Genomic DNA, 19703 nt, shown 5'->3' with positions numbered 1-19703 from the left:
AGCGACGGCGCGCGGGGACCGCGGCCGCGTGCCGTACGGAGCCCCGGACATCCGACGGGCCGTGCGGTGGCCGAGACGCCGGGCGGGCCGTGCGGTGGCCGAGACGCCGGGCGGGCCGGGTGGCGGCCCGGACATCCGGCGCGCCCCATGAGAGGCCGAGGCGCCGGGCGGGCCGTACGGAGGCTCAGGCGCCGGGCGAGAGGTAGACCCGGAAGGTCTCGCCACGGGCGGTGAACTCGCGCAGGCAGCGCCAGCCGAGACGTTCGTAGAGGCGGACGGCGGCGGTGGCCCGGGGCGAGGTGACCAGCCAGGACCGGCCCGCGGCGGCGGCGATGCGCCGGACCAGGGCGGCGCCGAGGCCACGGCCGGCGCAGCGGGGGTCGACCGCGACCTCGTGGACCTCGAAGCGGGAGGCCAGGACCGACAGGTCGCCGACCGCGTCGGCGATGGGGAGGTAGAGGCGGTCCTCCGGCCAGGGATCCGGGGTCGGGAAACCGTAGGTGAACCCGGCGGGCTCACCGTCCAGATAGGCGACGTCGCAGTGGAATCCGGGCATCCGGACGTGGGCGGCCAGCCGTTCGGCGAAGGCGTCGATCTGGTCGGAGGTCTCGCACCACGGCGGCGGTGCGAACGCCGCCGCGTAGACCGACCTCAAGGCTGCGGTGGCCGGCACTACGTCGAAGGTCAGCCCTGCAAGCACGAGACCTCCATCGGACCGAACTGACTCTTGCCATGATGATGTAGATGCGACTTATTCGCAATAGCGACAGGACCTAGGTCGCAGGACTGATGCAGATGCAAGCAAGTTGCAATAGTGTCCGGAGGAGTATTGATCAACGAGGAGGTAAGACCCCATGGGCGACTACACCCTTCCGGACATGCCCTACGACTACGCGGCGCTGGAGCCCGCGATCACCGGCGAGATCCTGGAGCTGCACCACTCCAAGCACCACGCCGCCTACGTCAAGGGGGCCAACGACACGCTGGAGCGGCTGGCCGAGGCCCGCGACAAGGGTGAGTTCGGCGGCCTGGTCGGACTGGAGAAGACCTTCGCCTTCAACCTGTCCGGGCACGTGCTGCACTCGATCTTCTGGCAGAACCTCTCCCCCGACGGCGGCGACCGCCCCGACGGCGAGCTGGCGGCGGCGATCGACGAGCACTTCGGCTCCTTCGACGCCTTCCAGAAGCAGCTCACCACCGCCACGGCGGGCGTCCAGGGCTCCGGCTGGGGCATCCTGGCCTGGGAGCCGCTCTCGCGCCGCCTGGTCGTCGAGCAGGTCTACGACCACCACGGCAACGTCGGCATGAACACCACCCCGCTGCTGGTCTTCGACGCCTGGGAGCACGCCTACTACCTGCAGTACCGCAACGTGCGCCCCGACTACGTCGAGAAGCTGTGGGGGCTCGTCAACTGGGCGGACGTCACCGAGCGTTTCTCAACAGTTACGAGCACGAAAATCTGACCGAAGAACGCAAGAAGATTCGGCCCGGTCTCTACTGGTCGCATTACGCAAATCGGTAAGCTGCCCCACATGCGTGCGCCGTCCGGATACCTTCTTGCAGCGCGCTACCGGCTGTCGGAGCCGGTCGGGCGCGGCGGCATGGGCACCGTCTGGCGAGCACACGACGAGCTGCTCGGCCGCGAGGTGGCCGTCAAGGAGGTGCGGCTGCCCCTCGTCCTCGACGAGGAGCTGCGTGCGGAGCTGTGCGCCAGGACCGAACGTGAGGGGCGGGCGACCGCGATGGTCGCCCATCCCTCGGTGATCACCGTCTTCGACGTCGTCACCGAGGACGAGCGCCCCTGGATCGTGATGGAGCTGCTCCGGGCCCGATCCCTGGAGCAGCTCCTCCAGGACCGGGGCCCGCTGCCGCCGCGCCAGGTGGCGGAGATCGGGCGGCAGGTCCTGGGCGCGCTGCGGGCCGTGCACGCCAAGGGGATCCTGCACCGCGACGTCAAGCCCAGCAACGTCCTGGTGACCGACGACCGGGCGGTGCTCACCGACTTCGGGCTGGCCGCGCTCGAAGGCGACGTGTCGATCACCCAGGCGGGCATCGTGCTCGGCTCGGCCGGATACATCGCTCCCGAGCGCGTGCTGGGCGCCAAAGCCCACCCCTCCGCCGACCTGTGGTCGCTCGGCGCGACCCTCTACACCGCCGTCGAGGGCCGCGGCCTGCACGGGCGCCGTACGGCCGCCGCCGCGCTGGCCGCCCTCACCAGCGGCGAGCCCATCCCGATGGAGAAGGCCGGACCGCTGACCCCGGTGCTGCAGGGCCTGCTCAAGATCGACCCGAATGCCCGGCTCGACGCGGTGCGGGCCTCGCTGATGCTCGCCCGGGTGGCGGCCGGCGGCACCGCCGAGGAGCCGATCGCCCGGACCGCGAGCAAGCCCGTCCGGAGCACCGCGACGATCACGGTCCCGCCGTTCAACCGCCGCCCGCAGCACCGCGGGACGCACCGGGTGGGCTCCGCGCCGATCCCGGCCCCGCTGCCTGTGCCGACCCCGGTCCCGCAGCCCCGCGGGCACCGGCGCCCGGCCGAGGGGGTGCACCGCAAACCGGTGGAGCGCCCCCCTGCTCAGCGTCCGTTCATCCGGTTCATGACACCTTTCATCCGGTTGGTGCTCCCACGACTTCTGTGGCCCAGGGAACTCCGTAAGCGCGGATAAAGCGTTCTTCAAGCAAGAATCGCTATCTTCTTCTCATGCCGGAACAGCAGACGCGCGTGCTCGCTGACCGCTACGAGCTGATCGCACCGCTCGGCCGGGGGACCATGGGCACGGTTTGGCGTGCCTACGACCGTTCCCTGGGCCGCGAGGTCGCGATCAAGGAGATCCGCCAGGAGTCCGGGCTCAGCGAGGCACAGCGCGCCGAACTTCGAGAGCGGATGATCCGCGAGGGCCGCACGGCTGCCCGCATCAGCCATCCCTCCGTGGCCACCGTCCATGACGCGATCATCGAGGACGGCAGCCCGTGGATCATCATGGAGCTCGTGCAGGCGCGCTCCCTTGAGCAGGTGATCGAGGAGGAGGGTCCGCTGCCGCCCCGGCTGGTCGCCGAGATCGGGGTGGACCTCCTCGGGGCGCTGCGCGCCGCCCACGCCCAGGGGGTGCTCCACCGCGACGTCAAGCCCGGCAACGTGCTGATCACCGAGAGCGGCCGGGTGGTGCTCACCGACTTCGGCATCGCCAAGGCCGAGGGCGACACCAACCTCACCAAGACCGGCATGGTGATCGGCTCCCCCGGATACACGGCGCCCGAACGGGCCCGCGGGGAGCACACCGGCCCCGAGTCGGACCTCTGGTCGCTGGGCGCCACGCTCTACTTCGCGGTGGAGGGCCGGCCGGCCTACGAGCGGTCCTCGGTGGCCGAGACCCTCGCCGCGCTGATGACCGACCGGGCCGACCCGCCGACCCAGGCCGGGCCGCTCCGCCCCGTGCTGGAGCAGCTCCTGGAGCGGGACCACACGGCGCGGCTGACCTCCGCCCAGGCGGCGGCGGCGCTCCGGGCCGTGGCCGAGACCCCCTCGACCTCGGCAGGGTCCGCACCCGTCAGGCCGGTGGCGCAGGTGGCGCCCGCCGTGCCCGTCACCCCCGCGGCCCCGGTCGCGCCGGTGCGCCCTCCCGCCCCGGCGAGTGCCGCCCCTGCGGGCCCCGCGGCTCCGGCCGCCCCCGTTCCGGCCCCGGCGGACGAGGAGTACGACGCCGACCGCACCATGCTGGTCGTCCGCCCCAAGGGGGGCCTGCGCCTGCCCACCGGCCACCCGTCCCCGGCCGCCGCCGGGCCGCCGCCCGCTCCGGCCTCCCCCCAGGACACCCCGGCGGTGGGTCTCCCGGCGGACCGCCTGCCGGGCAGCGCGCCGGCCGGGCCCGGAGCACCGGCCCCGGGCGGGCCTGGGCCGTCCGGCCCGCCCCGGCGGGGCATGCCGGCCACGGGCGGGCACGGCCCGGCCGCGCCGGGCACGCCGGTCGCGGGCGGGCGTGGTCCGGCCGCGCCGGGCACGCCGGTGGCCTGGGGGCCGGGGTCCCCGGTGGGACCGCGGCCGGGAAGCGCCCCGGACGACCAGCCGGCGGACGCCGGGTGGCTGCCCGGTCACGGGGGCCCCGTGCCACCGGGCCCCTGGCAACAGCCCGGACCGGGAACACCCGATGGCCCCCCGCACCAGCCGGGACCGGGCGTGCCCGGCGGCCATCCGCATCAGGCGGGACCTGAGGAGCCCAGGCGGGGCGACCCGCGGTATCAAGGGCTGGGGACCGACCTGTTCGCGATCGCGGGACAGGGCGGCAAGGGAGAGCAGACGACCACGCCGCCCAGGACCCGGGTCGGCCTGATCGTCCTCATGGGGGTCGCGGCCCTCGCCCTGGTGCTGATCGTGATCCTGGCGGCGGCGACCCTGAGCTGAATTCCCGCTTTATCCCGTACGACGCAGACTGGACCCATGAGCGAGTATCGGATCGAGCACGACTCGATGGGTGACGTACGTGTCCCGGCGGACGCGAAGTGGCGGGCGCAGACCCAGCGAGCGGTGGAGAACTTCCCCATATCCGGGCGCGGGCTGGAGAGCCCGCACATCGCCGCGCTGGGTCTGATCAAGGCGATCGCCGCCGAGGTCAACGCCGGACTGGGGGTGCTGGACAAGGAGCTGGCCCAGGCCATCGCCGAGGCCGCCACCGACGTGGCGGAGAACGAGTGGGACGGCGAGTTCCCCATCGACCTCTTCCAGACCGGCTCCGGCACCTCCTCCAACATGAACGCCAACGAGGTGATCGCCACCCTCGCCGAGGAGCGGCTGGGCCGCCCGGTCCATCCCAACGACCACGTCAACGCCTCGCAGTCCTCCAACGACGTCTTCCCCACCTCCATCCACGTCGCCGCCACGACCGAGGTGACCTACCACCTCATCCCGTCCCTGCGGCACCTGGCCACCGCGCTGCGGGAGAAGTCGCTGGAGTTCGACCAGGTGGTCAAGGCCGGCCGGACCCACCTGATGGACGCCACCCCGGTCACGCTCGGCCAGGAGTTCGGCGGCTACGCCACCCAGATCGACAACGCCATCGCCCGGGTGCGCGGCGCGATCCCCCATCTCGCCCAGCTCCCGCTGGGCGGCACGGCCGTCGGCACCGGCGTCAACACCCCGCCCGGCTTCGCCTCGCAGGTCATCGAGAAGCTCCGCGAGGCCACCGGCCTCCCGTTCTCCGAGGCCCCCGACCACTTCGAGGCCCAGGGCGCCCGGGACGCCGTCGTGGAGCTCTCCGGCCAGCTCCGCACGGTCGCGGTCTCGCTCAACAAGATCGCCAATGACCTCCGCTGGATGGGCTCGGGCCCGCGCGCCGGACTCGGCGAGATCAACCTGCCCGACCTCCAGCCCGGCTCGTCGATCATGCCGGGCAAGGTCAACCCGGTGATCCCCGAGGCGGTGTGCATGGTCGCCGCGCAGGTCATCGGGAACGACACGGCCATCGCCTTCTCCGGGGCCTCGGGCAACTTCGAGCTCAACGTGATGCTGCCGGTCATCGCCCGCAACGTGCTGGAGTCGATCCGGCTGCTGGCCAACGCCTCCCGGCTGCTGGCCGACCGCTGCGTCCACGGCATCACGGCCAACACCGACCGCCTGCGCGAATACGCCGAGTCGTCCCCGTCGATCGTCACGCCGCTCAACCGGCACGTCGGCTACGAGGAGGCGGCCAAGATAGCCAAGCAGGCCCTGGCGGAGCGCAAGACCATCCGCGAGGTCGTCATCGAGCGCGGCCACGTCGCCAGGGGCACCCTCACCGAGGAGCAGCTCGACGCCCTCCTCGACGTGCTGTCCATGACCCGGCCGCCGTCGTAGATCAACGGCTCTGGGAGGCTCGCCCCATGACCCAGATCAAGTTCTACGGCCGCCGCGACGTCTGGTCCGGCCGGCGCCAGGAGATGTCGGACACCGTGCACGGCTGCCTCACCGAGGTGTGGCGGCTCCCGGAGGACAAGAGGTTCCACCGGTTCCTGCTGCTCGACGCCGAGGACCTGATCTGCCCGCAGCGTAGCGAGCGGTATCTGATCGTGGAGATCGTCTGCTTCCAGGGCCGGTCGGACGAGGCCAAGCGCGACCTGATCCGCGCCCTGTTCGCCCGGGCCCAGGAGGAGCTCGACCTCCCGGCGGCGGACCTGGAAATCGTGATCATTGAATCGCCGCAGGTCAACTGGGGCATCCGCGGGGTCCCCGGCGACGAGCTGGCGCTCACCTATCCGGTCACGGTCTGACCGCGACAGGCCGGCTGGACTCTCCCCTGAAGGGAGAGCCCAGTCTGGCCCCATGAAGAAGACTCACCCCGGCCTCTACACGGCCAAGGCCGCCCCGGCGCTCCTGGACGTCCCCCCGCTCCCCTGTCTCATGGTGGACGGCTCGGGAGACCCGTCCGGCGACCACTACAAGGCCGTCGTCGAGGGTCTGTACGGCGTCGCCTACACGGTCCGCGCGGAGCTCAAGCCGGTGCTGACCTACTCGGTCGCCCCCCTCGAAGGGCTGTGGGAGGGCACGCCCGACGACCGCGCGTCCATGCGGTGGACCATGGGCATCCTCCAGCCGGAGCAGGTCACCCCCGAGGCGGTGGCACGGGCGGTGAGCGCCGTCCGGAGGAAGAAGCCCGGCGCGGAGGTCGACGGGATACGGATCGCCACCGCCCCCGGAGGCAGGGCGGCCCAGATCCTGCACACCGGCCCCTACAGCGAGGAGTCGGCGACCGTCGAGAGGTTGCTGAAGTTCGTCGCCGACCAGGGGCTGACCGTCGCCGGGAGGCACCAGGAGATCTACCTGTCCGTGCCGGGCCGTACGGCACCGGAGAAGATGCGGACCATCATCCGCTATCCCGTCGCCTCCGGGTGACGGCCCCGGACAGGTCCGCACGGCACACATAGGTGGCGGCATGACTATGGTGGCTGCCGACATGGGCCGGGATTCGGCTGATTGCCTAGATTCGGCAGCATGAGTGACCTAGCGGGGCGGCGAGCCGTGGTGACCGGGGCGGGCAGCGGGATCGGGCGCGCCTGCGCGCAGCGGCTGGCCGCCGCCGGAGCGCATGTGGTGGTGGTCGACATGGACGCCGAGGCCACGGCGAAGGTGGCCGCCGAGGTCTCCGGGACGCCGGTGGTCGCGGATCTGTCGGCACCCGACTTCGTGGACGCGCTCCCCGGCGACGTGGACATCGTGGTGAACAACGCCGGATTCCAGCACGTGGCGCCGGTCGAGGACTTCCCGCCGGAGGTCTTCTCGAAGATCCTCAAAGTCATGGTCGAGGCGCCGTTCCTGCTGGTCCGGTCGGTCCTGCCGGGAATGTACGGGCGAGGCTGGGGACGGATCGTCAACATCTCCTCGGTCCACGGCCTCCGCGCCTCGCCGTACAAATCTGCATATGTCACCGCTAAGCATGCGCTTGAGGGGCTGTCGAAGGTCATCGCCCTGGAAGGCGCCCCGCACGGCGTGACCTCCAACTGCGTGAGCCCCGCCTACGTCCGCACCCCGCTGGTGGAGAACCAGGTCGACGCCCAGGCCGAGTCCCACGGCATCGGCAGGGACGAGGTCGTCGAGCAGATCATGCTGGCCCCCGCGGCGGTCAAACGGCTGATCGAACCGGAGGAGGTCGCCGAACTGGTCGCCTACCTGTGCGGCCCCCACGGCTCGTTCATCACGGGAACCTCCCTCCCCGTGGACGGCGGCTGGACCGCCCGCTGACCCCGGAACGCAGCGTCGCAACGAGAAGCGTCGCAATCAGACCGCGAGGGTGCGCCGGTGAGCTGGACCGAGGAGCGAGGGAGCGCAGCGGACGAGCGACGAGGGAAGCCACCGGTTACCAGCACCCGAGCCGCGACGCGCAGCGTCGCGAACAACACGGCGGACGAGCGACGAGGGAAGCCACCGGTCACCAGCACCCGAGCCGCGACGCGCGGCGTCGCAATCAGAATGGAAGACATGAGTGCACGGGTCTTTCTCGAAATGCTGGCCAGGGAGGCGTCGGCGGTCGAGTTCGAGGGGCCCATCCTGGCCGCCAGGGCCGGCGGGGCGGACGCGGCGACGCTGGCCGAGCTGGAGGAGGCCAAGCTCGCCGCGCTGAAGGTGCGGGCGCTGCTGCGGCGCAGGGCCAAACGCGAGGCCGAGCTGTCGGCGCTGTTCGACACCGCCGGTGACCTGGCGGGGCTGCGGGACCTCGACGCGGTGCTGGAGGCCATCGTGCACCGGGCCAGGCAGCTCCTGGGCACCGACGCCGCCTACATGACGCTGCACGACCCCGAGCGGGGCGACACCTGGATGCGGGTGACGGACGGCTCCGTCTCGGCCAAGTTCCGTGCGCTCCGGCTGGCCATGGGCGCCGGCCTCGGCGGGTTGGTGGCGCAGACCGCGACCCCCTACTCGACAGCCGACTACTTCGCCGACGAGCGGTTCCGGCACAAGCTCCACATCGACGACGCGGTGCACGAGGAGGGCCTGGTCGCCATCCTGGGCGTGCCGCTCAAGCTCGGCGCGCGGGTCATCGGGGTGCTGTTCGCGGCCAACCGGAGCGTGCGGCCGTTCACTCAGGACGAGGTGGTGCTGCTGGGCTCGCTGGCCGCGCACGCGGCGGTGGCGATCGACAACGCCCGGCTGCTGCAGGAGACCAGGAACGCCCTGGAGGAGCTCAGCGAGGCCAACCGGCAGGTCAACGCGCACAGCGAGGCCGTGGAGCGGGCCGCGCTCGCGCATGACCGGATGACGGGGCTGGTGCTGCGCGGCGGCGGGGTCGGGGACGTCGCCGCCGTGGTCACCGAGGTGCTCGGCGGCTCGCTGGTCGTGCTGGACGACGCGGGACGGCCGATCACCGGGGACCCGGGCGAGCTGGCGGCGGGCGTGCCGGCGCAGGAGGGCGGTCCGGCGGGCACGCGGCAGGGCTCCGAGACGACCGCGGCCATGATCGCGGACGCCGCGCAGTCGTCCCGGGCGCTGGGCCGTACCGTCAAGCGGGGCAACCTGCTGGTCGCGTCGGTGGACGTGGGCGGCGAGCCGCTGTGCACGCTCGTGCTGCGGGCCGACGGCCAGGTGGCCGACACCGACCAGCGCATCCTCGAACGGGCCGCGCTGGTCACCGCGCTGCTCCTGCTGTTCCGGCGTACGGTGGCCGAGGCGGAGGGCCGGGTCAGGGGCGAGCTGCTCGACGACCTGATCTCCCGCCCCGCCCTGGAGGGGCTGGGCCAGCGGGCCCGGCGGGTCGGGGTGGATCTGGACGCCGACCACGTGGTGGTGGTGGTCCGCCACGGCGGACGGCGCGAGCGCGCCGCCTTCTGGGCCTCCTCCCAGGCCACGCTGAACCACGGCCTGGCGGCCCTGCGCGGGGACGAGGTGGTGCTGCTCCTGCCCGGCGACCGGCCCGGCCACCTCGCCAAACGGGTGGCGGCCGAGCTCAGCGGGTCTCTGGGCCATCCCGCCACCGCGGGCGCCTCGGGCCCGGTGCGCGGTCCCGCCGAGGTGGCCGCCGCCCACCGCGAGGCGCAGCGCTGCGCCGACGCCCTGCTGGCCCTGGGCCGGGCCGGGGAGGGCGCGAGCGCCACCGAGCTGGGCTTCGTCGGGCTGCTCGTCGGCGACGGCCGCGACATCGAGGCGTTCCTCGGCTCTGCGCTCGGCTCGGTGATCGACTACGACGCCCGCCGGGGCACCGCCCTGATCCGCACCCTCACCGCCTACTTCGGCACCGGCGGGTCGCTGTCGCGTACGGCCGAGGCCCTGCACATCCACGTCAACACCGTCACCCAGCGCCTGGACAGGGTCGCCCAGCTCCTCGGCGCCGACTGGCAGGATCCGGAGCGCGCCCTGGAGATCCAGCTCGCCCTGCGCCTCCACCGCCTCAGCCACTGAAGCCGTCCCTCCCGCCCCGCCCTCCACGGGTGTCCGCGGGCATCCACATAGACCAGCCACCGGGTATGGCGGCCGGAGCCATAGGAGTGACGCCGGTCACTACGTACCGTGAGCCGACATCCCCCCAACAGCGCTACCCATTGGTGAGTGAGATGTCAGAGAAAACCCGCACCCCCATCGGAAAGATCGTCGCGGCCAGTCTGATCGGCACGACGATCGAGTGGTACGACTTCTTCCTGTACGGCTCCGCCGCCGCGCTGGTCTTCCCCGCGCTCTTCTTCCCCAAGTCGGACCCGCTGACCGGCACCCTGCTGGCCTTCCTCACCTACGCGGTCGGCTTCGTCGCCCGCCCGCTGGGCGCGCTGGTGTTCGGCCACTACGGTGACCGGCTCGGCCGTAAGAAGCTCCTGGTCATCAGCCTGCTGATGATGGGCGGCGCGACCTTCCTGATCGGCTGCCTGCCGACCCACGCGGCGGTCGGCGCGGCGGCTCCGCTGCTGCTGACCGCGCTCCGGCTCGTCCAGGGCTTCGCCCTCGGCGGCGAGTGGGGCGGCGCGGTGCTCATCGTCTCCGAGCACGGCGACACCGCGCGGCGCGGCTTCTGGGCGTCCTGGCCGCAGGCCGGCGCCCCCGGCGGCAACCTGCTGGCCACCGCGGTGCTCGCGGTCCTGGCCGCGGTCCAGTCCGACGACGCCTTCCAGAGCTGGGGCTGGCGCATCCCGTTCCTGCTGTCGGGCCTGCTGGTGCTGCTGGGCCTGTGGATCCGGCTGTCCATCAGCGAGTCGCCGATCTTCCAGCAGGCCGTCGCGGAGGCCAAGCCCAGGGCGAGCATGCCCATCGTGGAGGTCTTCCGGTACCACTGGCGCGATGTGATCACCGCGATCGGCGCCCGTTTCGCGGAGAACGTCTCCTACTACGTGCTCACCGCGTTCGTGCTGGTCTACGCGACGGAGGCGGCCGGTCTGACCAAGCCCGTCGTGCTCAACGCGGTGCTGATCGGCTCGGCCATCCACTTCTTCTCGATCCCCATGTGGGGCGCGCTCTCCGACAGGCTCGGCCGCCGGCCGGTCTACCTGCTCGGCGCGGCCGGGGTGGGGCTGTGGTCCTTCGCCTTCTTCCCGCTGATCGACACCAAGAACTTCGCCGCGGTCACCCTCGCGGTGACGGTCGGCCTGATCCTGCACGGCGCGATGTACGGCCCGCAGGCGGCGTTCTTCTCCGAGCTGTTCGCCACGCGGATGCGCTACTCCGGCGTGTCGATCGGCGCCCAGCTCGCCTCGATCGTCGCCGGCGGTCTGGCCCCACTGATCGCGGTGGCCCTGCTGGGCGCCTACAACTCCTCGTTCCCGGTCATGCTGTACATGCTCGCCGCCGCCGCGCTCACCCTGATCACCGTGTTCGTCTCCCGGGAGACCCGGGGCCGCGACCTCGCCACCCTGGGCGCCGCCGACGACTCCCCCAAGACCCCCACCACCCGCTGAACCGTACGGAGAGACATTCGATGCGCCTGGACAACCGGCGGGTGCCCACCGCCCGGATCACACATAACGTGCTTTCGACCGGCGAGACCGGGGGCGAGGCGGTCCTGTTCGTGCACGGGAACGTGTCGAGCTCCGTCTTCTGGCGGGACACGCTGACGGCCCTGCCGGGCGGCTACCGGCCGCTCGCGGTGGACCTGCGGGGCTTCGGCGACAGCGATCCCGCGCCGGTCGACGCCACCCGCGGCCTGCGGGACTACTCCGACGACGTGCTCGCGCTGGTCGACGCCCTCGATCTGGACGGCGTGCACCTGGTGGGCTGGAGCATGGGCGGTGGCGTGGTGCTCCAGGCGCTGCGCGACCGGCCGGCCGCCGTGCGGAGCGTGACGCTGGTCAACCCGGTCTCGCCGTACGGCTTCGGCGGAACGCACGGGCCGGACGGCGCGCTGAACCACCCCGACGGGGTCGGTGGCGGAGCGGGGGCGGCCAACCCCGACTTCGTGAAGCTGCTGACGGCCGGGGACCGTTCCGACGACTCCCCGGTGTCGCCGAGGAACGTCCTGCGGAGCGCGTACGTCAAGCCGGGCACGGTGGTCGAGGACGAGGACGCCCTCGTGGAGTCGATGCTGTCGACGAGGATCGGCGAGGACCACTACCCGGGCGACGCGGTCGCCTCCGAGGTGTGGCCCGGGGTCGCCCCCGGCACCCGCGGGGTGCTCAACGCGCTGGCCCCCACGCACTTCCGGCTGGACGACCTGCACACCATCGACCCCAAGCCGCCGATCCTGTGGATCCGCGGCGCGGCCGACGTGATCGTCTCCGACACCTCGCTGTTCGACCTGGCCCACCTCGGCGCCCTCGGCGTCGTCCCCGGCTCGCCGGGCACCCCCGCGCAGCCGATGATCGCCCAGACCCGGGCCGCGCTCCAGCGCTACGGCGACCACCGCGAGGTCGTCCTCGACTCCGGGCACAGCCCGCACGTCGAGCGGCCCGAGGAGTTCCGCGCCGCCCTCGTCGACCACCTGAAGCGGAGCTGAGCGATGCGCACACCGTCAGGATCACGCGGGCGCGCCGTGCCGGCCGCCGGGCTCGGCGCCGTCACCGCCGTCATCACCGCCGCCGCCCTGCTGGCGGGCGCGCCGGCCGCGGGCGCCGGGGTGTCGGCGGAGCGGGACCCGGTGGGCGCGCACTGCGCGCGCCTGGACCGGGTGACGGTCCCGGGGGCCGAGCACCAGGTGACGGCCTGCCTGGACGACCTCACCACGGCGGGCACGACGGTCTCCGGGCACACCGACCCCGCCGACTGGGCCGGACTCCACCCCGCCGGGGCGGTCAACCCCAAGGGCGTCCCAGGCATCCAGGTCGACGGCTACTTCCCCGACACCTCGACCTCCAACACCACCCACGGCTGGAACCACGACTCCCAGTTCGTGCTCCGGCTGCCGGACAGGTGGAACGGCGGGCTGGTCGTCGCCGGCACCCCGGGCAACCGGGAGCAGTACGCCAACGACTTCACCATCTCCGACTGGGCGCTGGCCAAGGGCTACGCCTACGCGGTGACGGACAAGGGCAACGTCGGGGTCACCTTCTACAAGGACGGCCGCCGGCCGGGCGACGCGGTCGCCGAGTGGAACCGGCGGGTCACGCAGGTGGCGGTCGCCGCCAAGGCGGCCGTCGCGCGGCGCTACGGCAGGCTCCCCGAGCGGACCTACGCCGCGGGCATCTCCAACGGCGGATACCTGGTCCGCTGGCAGCTGGAGAACCGGGCCTGGCTGTATGACGGCGGGGTCGACTGGGAGGGCACGCTCTGGCGGGTCGAGGGCGACAACCTGCTCACCTTCCTGCCCCCGGCGCTGCGGGCCTACCCGGCGGGCGACGCCCAGGCGATGTACGACGCCGGGTTCGCCAAGGGCTCGGAGTTCCTGTGGCCGTTCCACTACCAGTACTACTGGGACCTCACCCAGCGCGTCTACCGTGAGGAGCTCGACCCGGACTTCGACGGCGACACCGAGGCGGGCACGCCCTTCTGCGCCACGGGCACCCCGGCCTGCGACACCGACTACGACTACGACGCGCGCAGGCCGTACCGGGCGGTGGAGAGGATCGGGCTCACCGGCCGGATCGGCAAGCCGCTGATCACGCTCCACGGCACGCTGGACACGCTGCTGCCGATCTCCCGCTCCGGCGACGTCTACGCGGACATGGTCGGCGACCGCCGGCCGTTCCGGTACTACCGGGTCACCGACGGCACCCACGTGGACAGCCTCTACGCCGCCTACCCCGACAGGCTCCGCCCGCTGCTGCCGTGCTTCCGCAGCGCGTTCGAGGCCCTGACGGACTGGGTGGAGCGGCGGCAGAGCCCGCCGCCGAGCGCGACCCTGCCCCGCCCGGCGGGCGGAGACCTCGCCAACGAGTGTCAGCTCGCCAGGTAACGCTCCTGTACGGTCCGGGTCAGCCGGACCGCGCCCCGTGCCCCGGGGATCCGCCGCGCGATGCGCTTGAGCAGCGGGTTCCGGGGCGCGGGCGTCCCCCCGGCGGACTCGTAGATCTCCACCCGGCCGCCGCGACTCATCCCGACCTTGAAGCGGAGCCCCACCTCCGGGCCGTCCACCCGCAGGAACGGCACCCAGTCGCCTGGCGCGAGGGCGCCGTCGCGGCGGGTCAGCCGGGTGGGGATCTTGGCGACCAGCCGCCCGGGATGCTGGCCGGGCACACCCGGCTCGACCAGGGCCGGCACGCAGACCTCGCGCTCCCGGCGCGTCTCGTGGCGCAGCACCAGCTCGGCGGGCGGCCCCCCGCTCGGCGGCACGTACGGCACGGGCACGACGACGAAGACGTGCTCGCGCTGCCGGGTGATCGTCGTCCCCGCCGAGACCAGGACGATCGACTCGGCGAACGAGCGGGGCTCCACGCAGACGCCCAGCTCGCCCCGGTCCGACCACCAGGGGATGACCAGCCGCTTGGAGTAGTCGGCCAGCACGCCGGTGCAGTTCAGCGGGGAGCCGGTGACGCGGGTGCGCGCGTGGTGGGCTCCGCCGTACATACGCACGTGGATCTCCCACAGCCCGGGCGGCAGGGGGCGGCCCATGGCGGCGGAGGCGACGTCCAGCCGGGCGGTGCCGGCGACCTGGAGCCTGACCCCGTTGCGGTGGCGTGAGCGCATCATCGAGCAGGTCACCGGGAGGAAGTAGACGAGCCCGGTGTCCTCGTGCCTGACGTAGACCTCGAACCGGGCGCGGGCGGCGGACTGGGAGACGTCGGCCAGCTCGGGCGCGAGACGGAAGCCGTCGAGGGGCACGGGCGGCTCCCAGAGCAGGCCGTCCTCGCCGTGGGGCAGGAAACGCGTCGGGGACCCGTCACCCCGCAGGATCTCCACGCTGAGCCCCATGATGAACGCGCCGTCGTCCCAGACGACCTCCCTGAGGTCGGCCTGCAGGCGGGTGCCGCGCATGGCCTCGGCCAGCACGACCAGCTGGTCGAGCCGGCCGGCGCGCAGCAGCGCGGCGCGGGCGCGCAGGTGCACGGGCAGGTAGGGGTCCAGGCGCGGGGGGAAGCGCTGCACGGTCAGCTCGCGCAGGCTGGTGAAGGTGGCCGCCCGCTCCCTGGAGGAGGCGGAGACGAACCGGCCTCCCCCGAGCAGGCGCAGCACCGAGGTGCGGAACCAGTGCGCGTACATCCGGTCGCGCTGGCGCCCGGGGGGGACCTCGAAGTCGATGATGTCGAGCAGCTCACGCAGCTCGGCGCCCCAGACGTAGGGGTCGCCCGGCGGCTCGGGCCGCTCCTCGACGTGGCAGCAGACCTGGTCGGCCAGGGTGGCGACGACCTTGGCCCGCAGGTAGGCCCGGAGCGCGAACGCCTGCTCGGCCAGGCGCCCGCCGGAGTCCGCGAAGGTCAGCGCCTCGGCGTCCAGGAACGTCCTGCGGTAGAGCTTGTGCGGGGTGAGCAGCGACAGCAGCCGGTCCCTGAAGATGTCGGCGCGTTCCCGGTTGCCGTCGAAGACCGTGGAGGGCGGCGGGCCCTGGTCGCTGACCAGGCGCCCGACGAGGATGTCGGCGTCGGTCTCCACCGCGCGCTCGTACATCCGCCGCAGGGCGGCCCGCTCCAGGCGGTCCGTCTGGTCCATCAGGTAGACGTACTCGCCCTTGGCGATCGCCATCCCGACGTTGCGCGCGCGGGCCGGCGAGCCGTCCGGGCCCAGATGGAGCACCCGGACGTTCGGCCGCACCGCCGCGACGGAGTCGAGGCGCTGCTGGATCCCGTCGTCGGACCCGCCGTCGGCGAAGATGACCTCGTACTCCTCCGAGGGCATCGACTGTTCCAGCAGCGAACGGATACACGCGTCGGCGATATCACCGGGGTTGTGCACCGGCACTACCACGCTGACCTTCACATCCATACGGCCAAGCGTGCGATGCCGGCGGGCGGCAGACGGTCAGACTTGCCGACTCCTGGTGTCTCAGTACCAGCCCTTGGCCTGGGAATGGCCCCAGGCACCACAAGGCGTGCCATAACGACCCTTGATATAACCGAGTCCCCACTCGATCTGGGTGGCCGCGTTGGTCTGCCAGTCACCTCCGGCGCTGGCCATCTTGTGGCCGGGCAGTGACTGCGGGATGCCGTAGGCGCCGCTGTAGCGGTTCATCGCCCGCTCGTTCCAGCCGCTCTCCTTCATCCAGAGCTTCTCCAGGCAGCCCCACTGGTCGGCCCAGCCGCGCGCCTCCAGCATCTGCTTGCCCAGCGCCTTGTTGCCGGTCGGGTTGGCGGTGCCGGGCGGGAGCTGCTGCGGGTCGAAGCCGCCGCCGCCGGGGGCCTCCTTGGGGATCACGATCTGGTCCAGCGGCTTGCGGTGGTCGCGCTGGGCCTTCAGCTTGTCGGCCTTGAGGGCCTGGGCCGCCTGGGCCTTGAGCACGTCGCTCTGGGGATCGGGCGCGAACGGGTCGCCGCTGAGCATCTTCGACAGATCGCCCAGGCTGAGCGGCTCCTCCGCCGGGGCGGAGGCGTTCTGGACGGCGGTGTAGACGGTGAAGCCGCCGCCGCCGACGAGGATCACGGCCGCCGTGCCGAGGATGACGGCGCGCTTGGGGGTCAGCCACCCCTGCTTCTTGGCCTTGGCCGGTTTTCCGGCCGTGCGGCGGGGGCGGGGAGCTGAGTGCTCCTTCACGTGCGGCGGTCCTGAACTCACGACCTATGAGCTTGCCGTGGACAGGGGGGTGGTCCGCAACCCGAACGGGAGAGTTGGTTGGTGTTCCCCTGGGCGGCCGCCGGTTTTTTTGCCGCCTACTTGCTGGTTACATGGACTTTCCTGGGATTTGGCCCGGTAAATGTGATTTTCATCACATTTACCGGGCGGGGGCCTCCTACGTACCCCCGCACCGGAGGAAACGCCCTCCATTAGGCTTTCAACGCCATATTTGGTTACTGTCCACCTCATGTCACAGTTCCGTGACGGTGCAGGTGTCCTCCCATATTGGAAGAATAATTACCCGGTGGCCGGCATCCTCCTTGTTGAAGACGATCCCTCGGTCCGGACCGGGCTCGAACTGGCCCTGACCCGTCAGGGCCACTCCGTGACCTCCTACGCCAGCGGCGAGGAGGCGCTCGACCACATCCGGACGCGGCGCCCCGAGATCGTCGTCCTGGACGTCATGCTCCCCGGGATCGACGGTGTCGAGGTGTGCCGCCGCATCCGCAGGCTGGACCAGCTGCCGGTGATACTGCTCACCGCCCGGGGCGACGACCTGGACGTGGTCGTGGGGCTGGAGGCGGGGGCCGACGACTACGTGGTCAAGCCGGTCGAGCCGCGCGTGCTGGACGCCCGGATCCGCGCCGTCCTGCGCCGGGTGGAGTCGGTCGCCTCCGACCGCATCACCTTCGGCGACCTGGTCATCGACCGGGGAGCGCTCAAGGTGTCGCTGGCCGGCCGGGAGGTCCATCTGACCCCCACCGAGCTGCGGCTCCTGCTCGAACTGGTCCGCCACCCCGGCCAGGTGCTCAACCGCAGATACCTGCTGCGGGCCGTCTGGGACCACACCCACGTCGCCGACTCCCGGCTGGTGGACGCCTGCGTCCAGCGGGTCCGCGCCAAGATCGAGTCAGTGCCCGCCGAACCTCAGTTCATCCACACCGTCCGTGGGTTCGGTTACCGGTTCAGCCCGCCGTGAAGCGGGCCTACACCGGGCTGCGCGGCCGCCTGGTCATCGCCTTCACCCTGATCGCGGTGACGGCCTCCGCACTGGTCGCGGGGATCGGCTACGAGCTCGTCAAGGGCCGGACGATCGACCTCGCCGAGCAGGTGGCCGTGCGCGACGTGCGCGACACCCTGGAAGGGATCAGGGTGCCCATCGGCGCGCTCTGGGCGGGAGACAGCCCGCCGACCGACGCGCAGATCAGCACGTTGCAGAAGAGCCTGCGCCTGCGCAACGGCGGGGTGGTGGTCCGCTACCAGAGCTACCTCTACCCCGACGGCGACTTCAGCATGAACGACGTCCCCGCCGACCTCGACGCCGGGGCAGCCCGGCGGCTGGTGACCAAGCGGCAGACGATCGACGGGAAGATGTGGCTGCTCATCGGCACCCCCGTGTGGCGGATAGAGCCCCTGCGCATCGCCAAGCCCACCGGGATGAGCGTCTTCGTGTTCGTCCCCCTGGCCGAGGAGGAGCAGCTCCTCGACGACCTGCGGCAGCCGCTGGCCGCCGCCGGGGCCATCATGCTGATCATCGCGCTCGCCGTCGCCCTGGTGTCGGCCCGGCGGGTGCTGCTGCCGGTCCGGCGGCTCGGCTCGGCGGCCCGCGCGCTCGGCGCCGGCCACCTGGACACCCGCCTGCCCGTGCGCGGTCAGGACGAGCTGGCGGAGCTGACCGCGACGTTCAACGACACCGCGGCCGCCCTGGAGCGGAGCGTGACCGAGCTGCGCTCGCTGGAGGCGATGTCACGGCGGTTCGTTGCCGACGTCTCGCACGAGCTCAGGACCCCGCTGACCGCGATGACCGCGGTGACCGACATGCTCTCCGAGGAGGCCGAACGGCTGCCCCGCGAGCCGGCGGCGGCCGTACGGCTCGTGCTGCGGGAGATCGGGCGGCTGCGGACCCTGGTGGAGCAGCTCATCGAGACAAGCCGGTTCGACTCGGGCACGGCGACCCTGAACCTGGACACCACGAACATCGCCGACGTGATCTACGACTGCCTGGAGACGCGGGGCTGGTCGGAACGGGTGGAGGTGAACGTGCCGCAGGGACTGGCCTTCTCCCTCGATCCCAGGCGCTTCGACGTGATCATGGCGAACCTGGTGGGCAACGCCCTGCGCCACGGCGAGCCTCCCGTCGTGGTGACCGCCCGCAGCACCCCGAACGGCCTGGAGGTCAAGGTACGCGACCACGGCAGGGGCATCCCGCCCACGGACCTGCCCCACGTGTTCGACCGCTTCTACAAGGCGGGCGCCCGGGGCGACGGGAGCGGCCTCGGCCTGTCCATCGCGCGGGCCAACGCCCGCCTGCACGGCGGCACCATCTCGGTGCGCCCGCAGGATCCGGGCACGCTCTTCACGGTCTGGCTGCCTTCGACATGAGGCTCCACGCTCCGGTCTCCTTCCGCCCGCTCCCCTTCCGCCCGCGGTGGCCGGCGTGCCTGCTCGCCGCCGCCCTGACGCTGGGCGGCTGCGGAATAGCCCCCACCGAGGTCCGCGACCAGGGCCGCCCTCCGGTGATCAGCTACAGCCCCACGTGGGTGACGGTCTACCTGCTGCGCGACGGGCGGCTGGAGCCCGCCAGCATCCCCGTGGGCTCCGACTCCGCCAAGGACATCATCAACACCCTGTTCCGGGCCGGGAAGCAGCCGCCGAAGAAGGGGCTGAGCAGCGCGCTCAACGAGTTCAGTCACTACGACACCGAGACCACCCGATACTCCGACACGCCCCAGCGCAACGACCCCGGGGGCAAGCTGGGCTACCGGCTGAACGTGATCATCACGGGAGAGGGCGAGATCTCCAGGGCCGGGCTCGCCCAGATCACCTGCACCATCAGGCAGAACAAGCAGGAGAGCATCTGGAGCGTCGAGGTCACCCGGCTGTTCCCGGGTACCCCGGCGTCGCTGGGCGAGCACACCTGCTTCGAGTATCGGGACCTGGCGGCCAAGGGGGTACGGCTCCCGCCGTGACGGGCCTGGGGGGCGGCTGCGCCCCGTACCGGCCGTGAGGCGCGGCCCGCCGTACCCGTGACGGGCCGGAGAGGGCCGCTCCCGCGGCGCCGGGCGCGGGGGGAAGCGGCCCTTCCGGGACGGGCCGGAGGGAAGCGGCTCCCGCCGGGACGGGCCGGGACCCGCGGATCCTCCGCGGACGGCCGGCCGGGTGGCCGGCCCGCCGCGGGAGGACC

At 72.2% G+C, this 19703-nt stretch carries 17 protein-coding genes; 14 read left to right on the top strand and 3 right to left on the bottom strand.

Annotated features, from left to right (window positions below; all coding sequences use genetic code 11):
* Positions 1-184: 184 nt before the first annotated feature.
* On the bottom strand, positions 185-700 hold the full coding sequence (locus tag J2S55_RS21590) for a GNAT family N-acetyltransferase (RefSeq protein ID WP_306863916.1): 516 nt from the start codon (positions 698-700) through the stop codon (positions 185-187).
* Positions 701-854: 154 nt separating this feature from the next.
* Between J2S55_RS21590 and J2S55_RS21585 the strand changes: the two genes are divergently transcribed.
* The 11 genes from J2S55_RS21585 (at position 855) to J2S55_RS21535 (ending at position 13769) form a co-directional block, all read left to right on the top strand.
* Complete coding sequence (locus J2S55_RS21585; RefSeq protein WP_306863914.1) at positions 855-1463, top strand: superoxide dismutase; 609 nt, start codon at positions 855-857, stop codon at positions 1461-1463.
* Positions 1464-1532: 69 nt separating this feature from the next.
* Positions 1533-2666, top strand: a complete 1134-nt coding sequence (locus tag J2S55_RS21580) for a serine/threonine-protein kinase (protein ID WP_306863911.1) — start codon at positions 1533-1535, stop codon at positions 2664-2666.
* A 35-nt stretch (positions 2667-2701) separates the two neighbouring features.
* Positions 2702-4399, top strand: a complete 1698-nt coding sequence (locus tag J2S55_RS21575) for a serine/threonine-protein kinase (protein WP_306863909.1) — start codon at positions 2702-2704, stop codon at positions 4397-4399.
* Positions 4400-4435: 36 nt separating this feature from the next.
* Positions 4436-5827: a class II fumarate hydratase gene (locus J2S55_RS21570; RefSeq protein WP_306863907.1), complete on the top strand. Its 1392-nt coding sequence runs from the start codon at positions 4436-4438 to the stop codon at positions 5825-5827.
* Positions 5828-5853: 26 nt separating this feature from the next.
* Positions 5854-6240: a tautomerase family protein gene (locus J2S55_RS21565; protein ID WP_306863904.1), complete on the top strand. Its 387-nt coding sequence runs from the start codon at positions 5854-5856 to the stop codon at positions 6238-6240.
* 52 nt (positions 6241-6292) lie between these two features.
* Complete coding sequence (locus J2S55_RS21560) at positions 6293-6862, top strand: GyrI-like domain-containing protein (protein ID WP_306863902.1); 570 nt, start codon at positions 6293-6295, stop codon at positions 6860-6862.
* Positions 6863-6961: 99 nt separating this feature from the next.
* On the top strand, positions 6962-7708 hold the full coding sequence (locus J2S55_RS21555; RefSeq protein ID WP_306863899.1) for a 3-hydroxybutyrate dehydrogenase: 747 nt from the start codon (positions 6962-6964) through the stop codon (positions 7706-7708).
* Positions 7709-7945: 237 nt separating this feature from the next.
* Positions 7946-9859 carry a helix-turn-helix domain-containing protein gene (locus J2S55_RS21550; protein ID WP_306863897.1) on the top strand — a complete coding sequence of 638 codons (1914 nt, stop codon included), beginning with the start codon at positions 7946-7948 and terminating at the stop codon, positions 9857-9859.
* Between the two features lie 152 nt (positions 9860-10011).
* Positions 10012-11340: an MFS transporter gene (locus J2S55_RS21545; protein ID WP_306863894.1), complete on the top strand. Its 1329-nt coding sequence runs from the start codon at positions 10012-10014 to the stop codon at positions 11338-11340.
* Positions 11341-11360: 20 nt separating this feature from the next.
* Positions 11361-12374, top strand: a complete 1014-nt coding sequence (locus J2S55_RS21540) for an alpha/beta fold hydrolase (protein WP_306863891.1) — start codon at positions 11361-11363, stop codon at positions 12372-12374.
* Between the two features lie 3 nt (positions 12375-12377).
* Entirely contained in the window at positions 12378-13769 is a 1392-nt protein-coding gene (locus J2S55_RS21535; RefSeq protein ID WP_306863888.1) for a 3-hydroxybutyrate oligomer hydrolase family protein, read from the top strand.
* On the opposite strand, the gene J2S55_RS21530 is transcribed toward J2S55_RS21535, so the two are convergent.
* Together J2S55_RS21530 and J2S55_RS21525 are read right to left on the bottom strand one after the other, a co-directional pair.
* On the bottom strand, positions 13754-15733 hold the full coding sequence (locus J2S55_RS21530; RefSeq protein ID WP_306863885.1) for a glycosyltransferase family 2 protein: 1980 nt from the start codon (positions 15731-15733) through the stop codon (positions 13754-13756). The two genes, J2S55_RS21535 and J2S55_RS21530, sit on opposite strands and share 16 nt — an antisense overlap.
* 60 nt (positions 15734-15793) lie before the next feature.
* Positions 15794-16498, bottom strand: coding sequence for an aggregation-promoting factor C-terminal-like domain-containing protein (locus tag J2S55_RS21525; protein WP_306863884.1), 705 nt, complete (start codon positions 16496-16498; stop codon positions 15794-15796).
* Between the two features lie 325 nt (positions 16499-16823).
* On the opposite strand from J2S55_RS21525, the gene J2S55_RS21520 reads away from it, so the two are divergent.
* From J2S55_RS21520 to J2S55_RS21510, 3 genes are read left to right on the top strand one after another with little or no spacing between them, the layout of a single operon-like run.
* Complete coding sequence (locus J2S55_RS21520) at positions 16824-17498, top strand: response regulator (RefSeq protein ID WP_306863882.1); 675 nt, start codon at positions 16824-16826, stop codon at positions 17496-17498.
* Positions 17495-18901, top strand: a complete 1407-nt coding sequence (locus tag J2S55_RS21515; protein ID WP_306863879.1) for an ATP-binding protein — start codon at positions 17495-17497, stop codon at positions 18899-18901. The genes J2S55_RS21520 and J2S55_RS21515 overlap by 4 nt, the downstream gene beginning before the upstream one ends.
* Positions 18898-19488 carry a hypothetical protein gene (locus J2S55_RS21510; RefSeq protein ID WP_306863876.1) on the top strand — a complete coding sequence of 197 codons (591 nt, stop codon included), beginning with the start codon at positions 18898-18900 and terminating at the stop codon, positions 19486-19488. Before J2S55_RS21515 ends, J2S55_RS21510 begins: the two co-directional genes overlap by 4 nt.
* Positions 19489-19703: the final 215 nt, after the last annotated feature.

It is taken from the genome of Streptosporangium brasiliense (genome assembly GCF_030811595.1).
Taxonomy (GTDB): domain Bacteria; phylum Actinomycetota; class Actinomycetes; order Streptosporangiales; family Streptosporangiaceae; genus Streptosporangium; species Streptosporangium brasiliense.
Note: the sequence above shows the minus strand (reverse complement) of the source record. Positions and strands in the feature narration are given on the sequence as shown.

Bases quoted from the DNA above. Each gene is read 5' to 3' on its own strand.
- J2S55_RS21510 (WP_306863876.1), top strand. From the start codon at position 18,898: ATGAGGCTCCACGCTCCGGTCTCCTTCCGCCCGCTCCCCTTCCGCCCG.
- J2S55_RS21550 (WP_306863897.1), top strand. From the start codon at position 7,946: ATGAGTGCACGGGTCTTTCTCGAAATGCTGGCCAGGGAGGCGTCGGCG.
- J2S55_RS21545 (WP_306863894.1), top strand. From the start codon at position 10,012: ATGTCAGAGAAAACCCGCACCCCCATCGGAAAGATCGTCGCGGCCAGT.
- J2S55_RS21570 (WP_306863907.1), top strand. From the start codon at position 4,436: ATGAGCGAGTATCGGATCGAGCACGACTCGATGGGTGACGTACGTGTC.
- J2S55_RS21530 (WP_306863885.1), bottom strand. From the start codon at position 15,733: ATGGATGTGAAGGTCAGCGTGGTAGTGCCGGTGCACAACCCCGGTGAT.
- J2S55_RS21575 (WP_306863909.1), top strand. From the start codon at position 2,702: ATGCCGGAACAGCAGACGCGCGTGCTCGCTGACCGCTACGAGCTGATC.
- J2S55_RS21580 (WP_306863911.1), top strand. From the start codon at position 1,533: ATGCGTGCGCCGTCCGGATACCTTCTTGCAGCGCGCTACCGGCTGTCG.
- J2S55_RS21555 (WP_306863899.1), top strand. From the start codon at position 6,962: ATGAGTGACCTAGCGGGGCGGCGAGCCGTGGTGACCGGGGCGGGCAGC.
- J2S55_RS21565 (WP_306863904.1), top strand. From the start codon at position 5,854: ATGACCCAGATCAAGTTCTACGGCCGCCGCGACGTCTGGTCCGGCCGG.
- J2S55_RS21535 (WP_306863888.1), top strand. From the start codon at position 12,378: ATGCGCACACCGTCAGGATCACGCGGGCGCGCCGTGCCGGCCGCCGGG.
- J2S55_RS21540 (WP_306863891.1), top strand. From the start codon at position 11,361: ATGCGCCTGGACAACCGGCGGGTGCCCACCGCCCGGATCACACATAAC.
- J2S55_RS21560 (WP_306863902.1), top strand. From the start codon at position 6,293: ATGAAGAAGACTCACCCCGGCCTCTACACGGCCAAGGCCGCCCCGGCG.
- J2S55_RS21585 (WP_306863914.1), top strand. From the start codon at position 855: ATGGGCGACTACACCCTTCCGGACATGCCCTACGACTACGCGGCGCTG.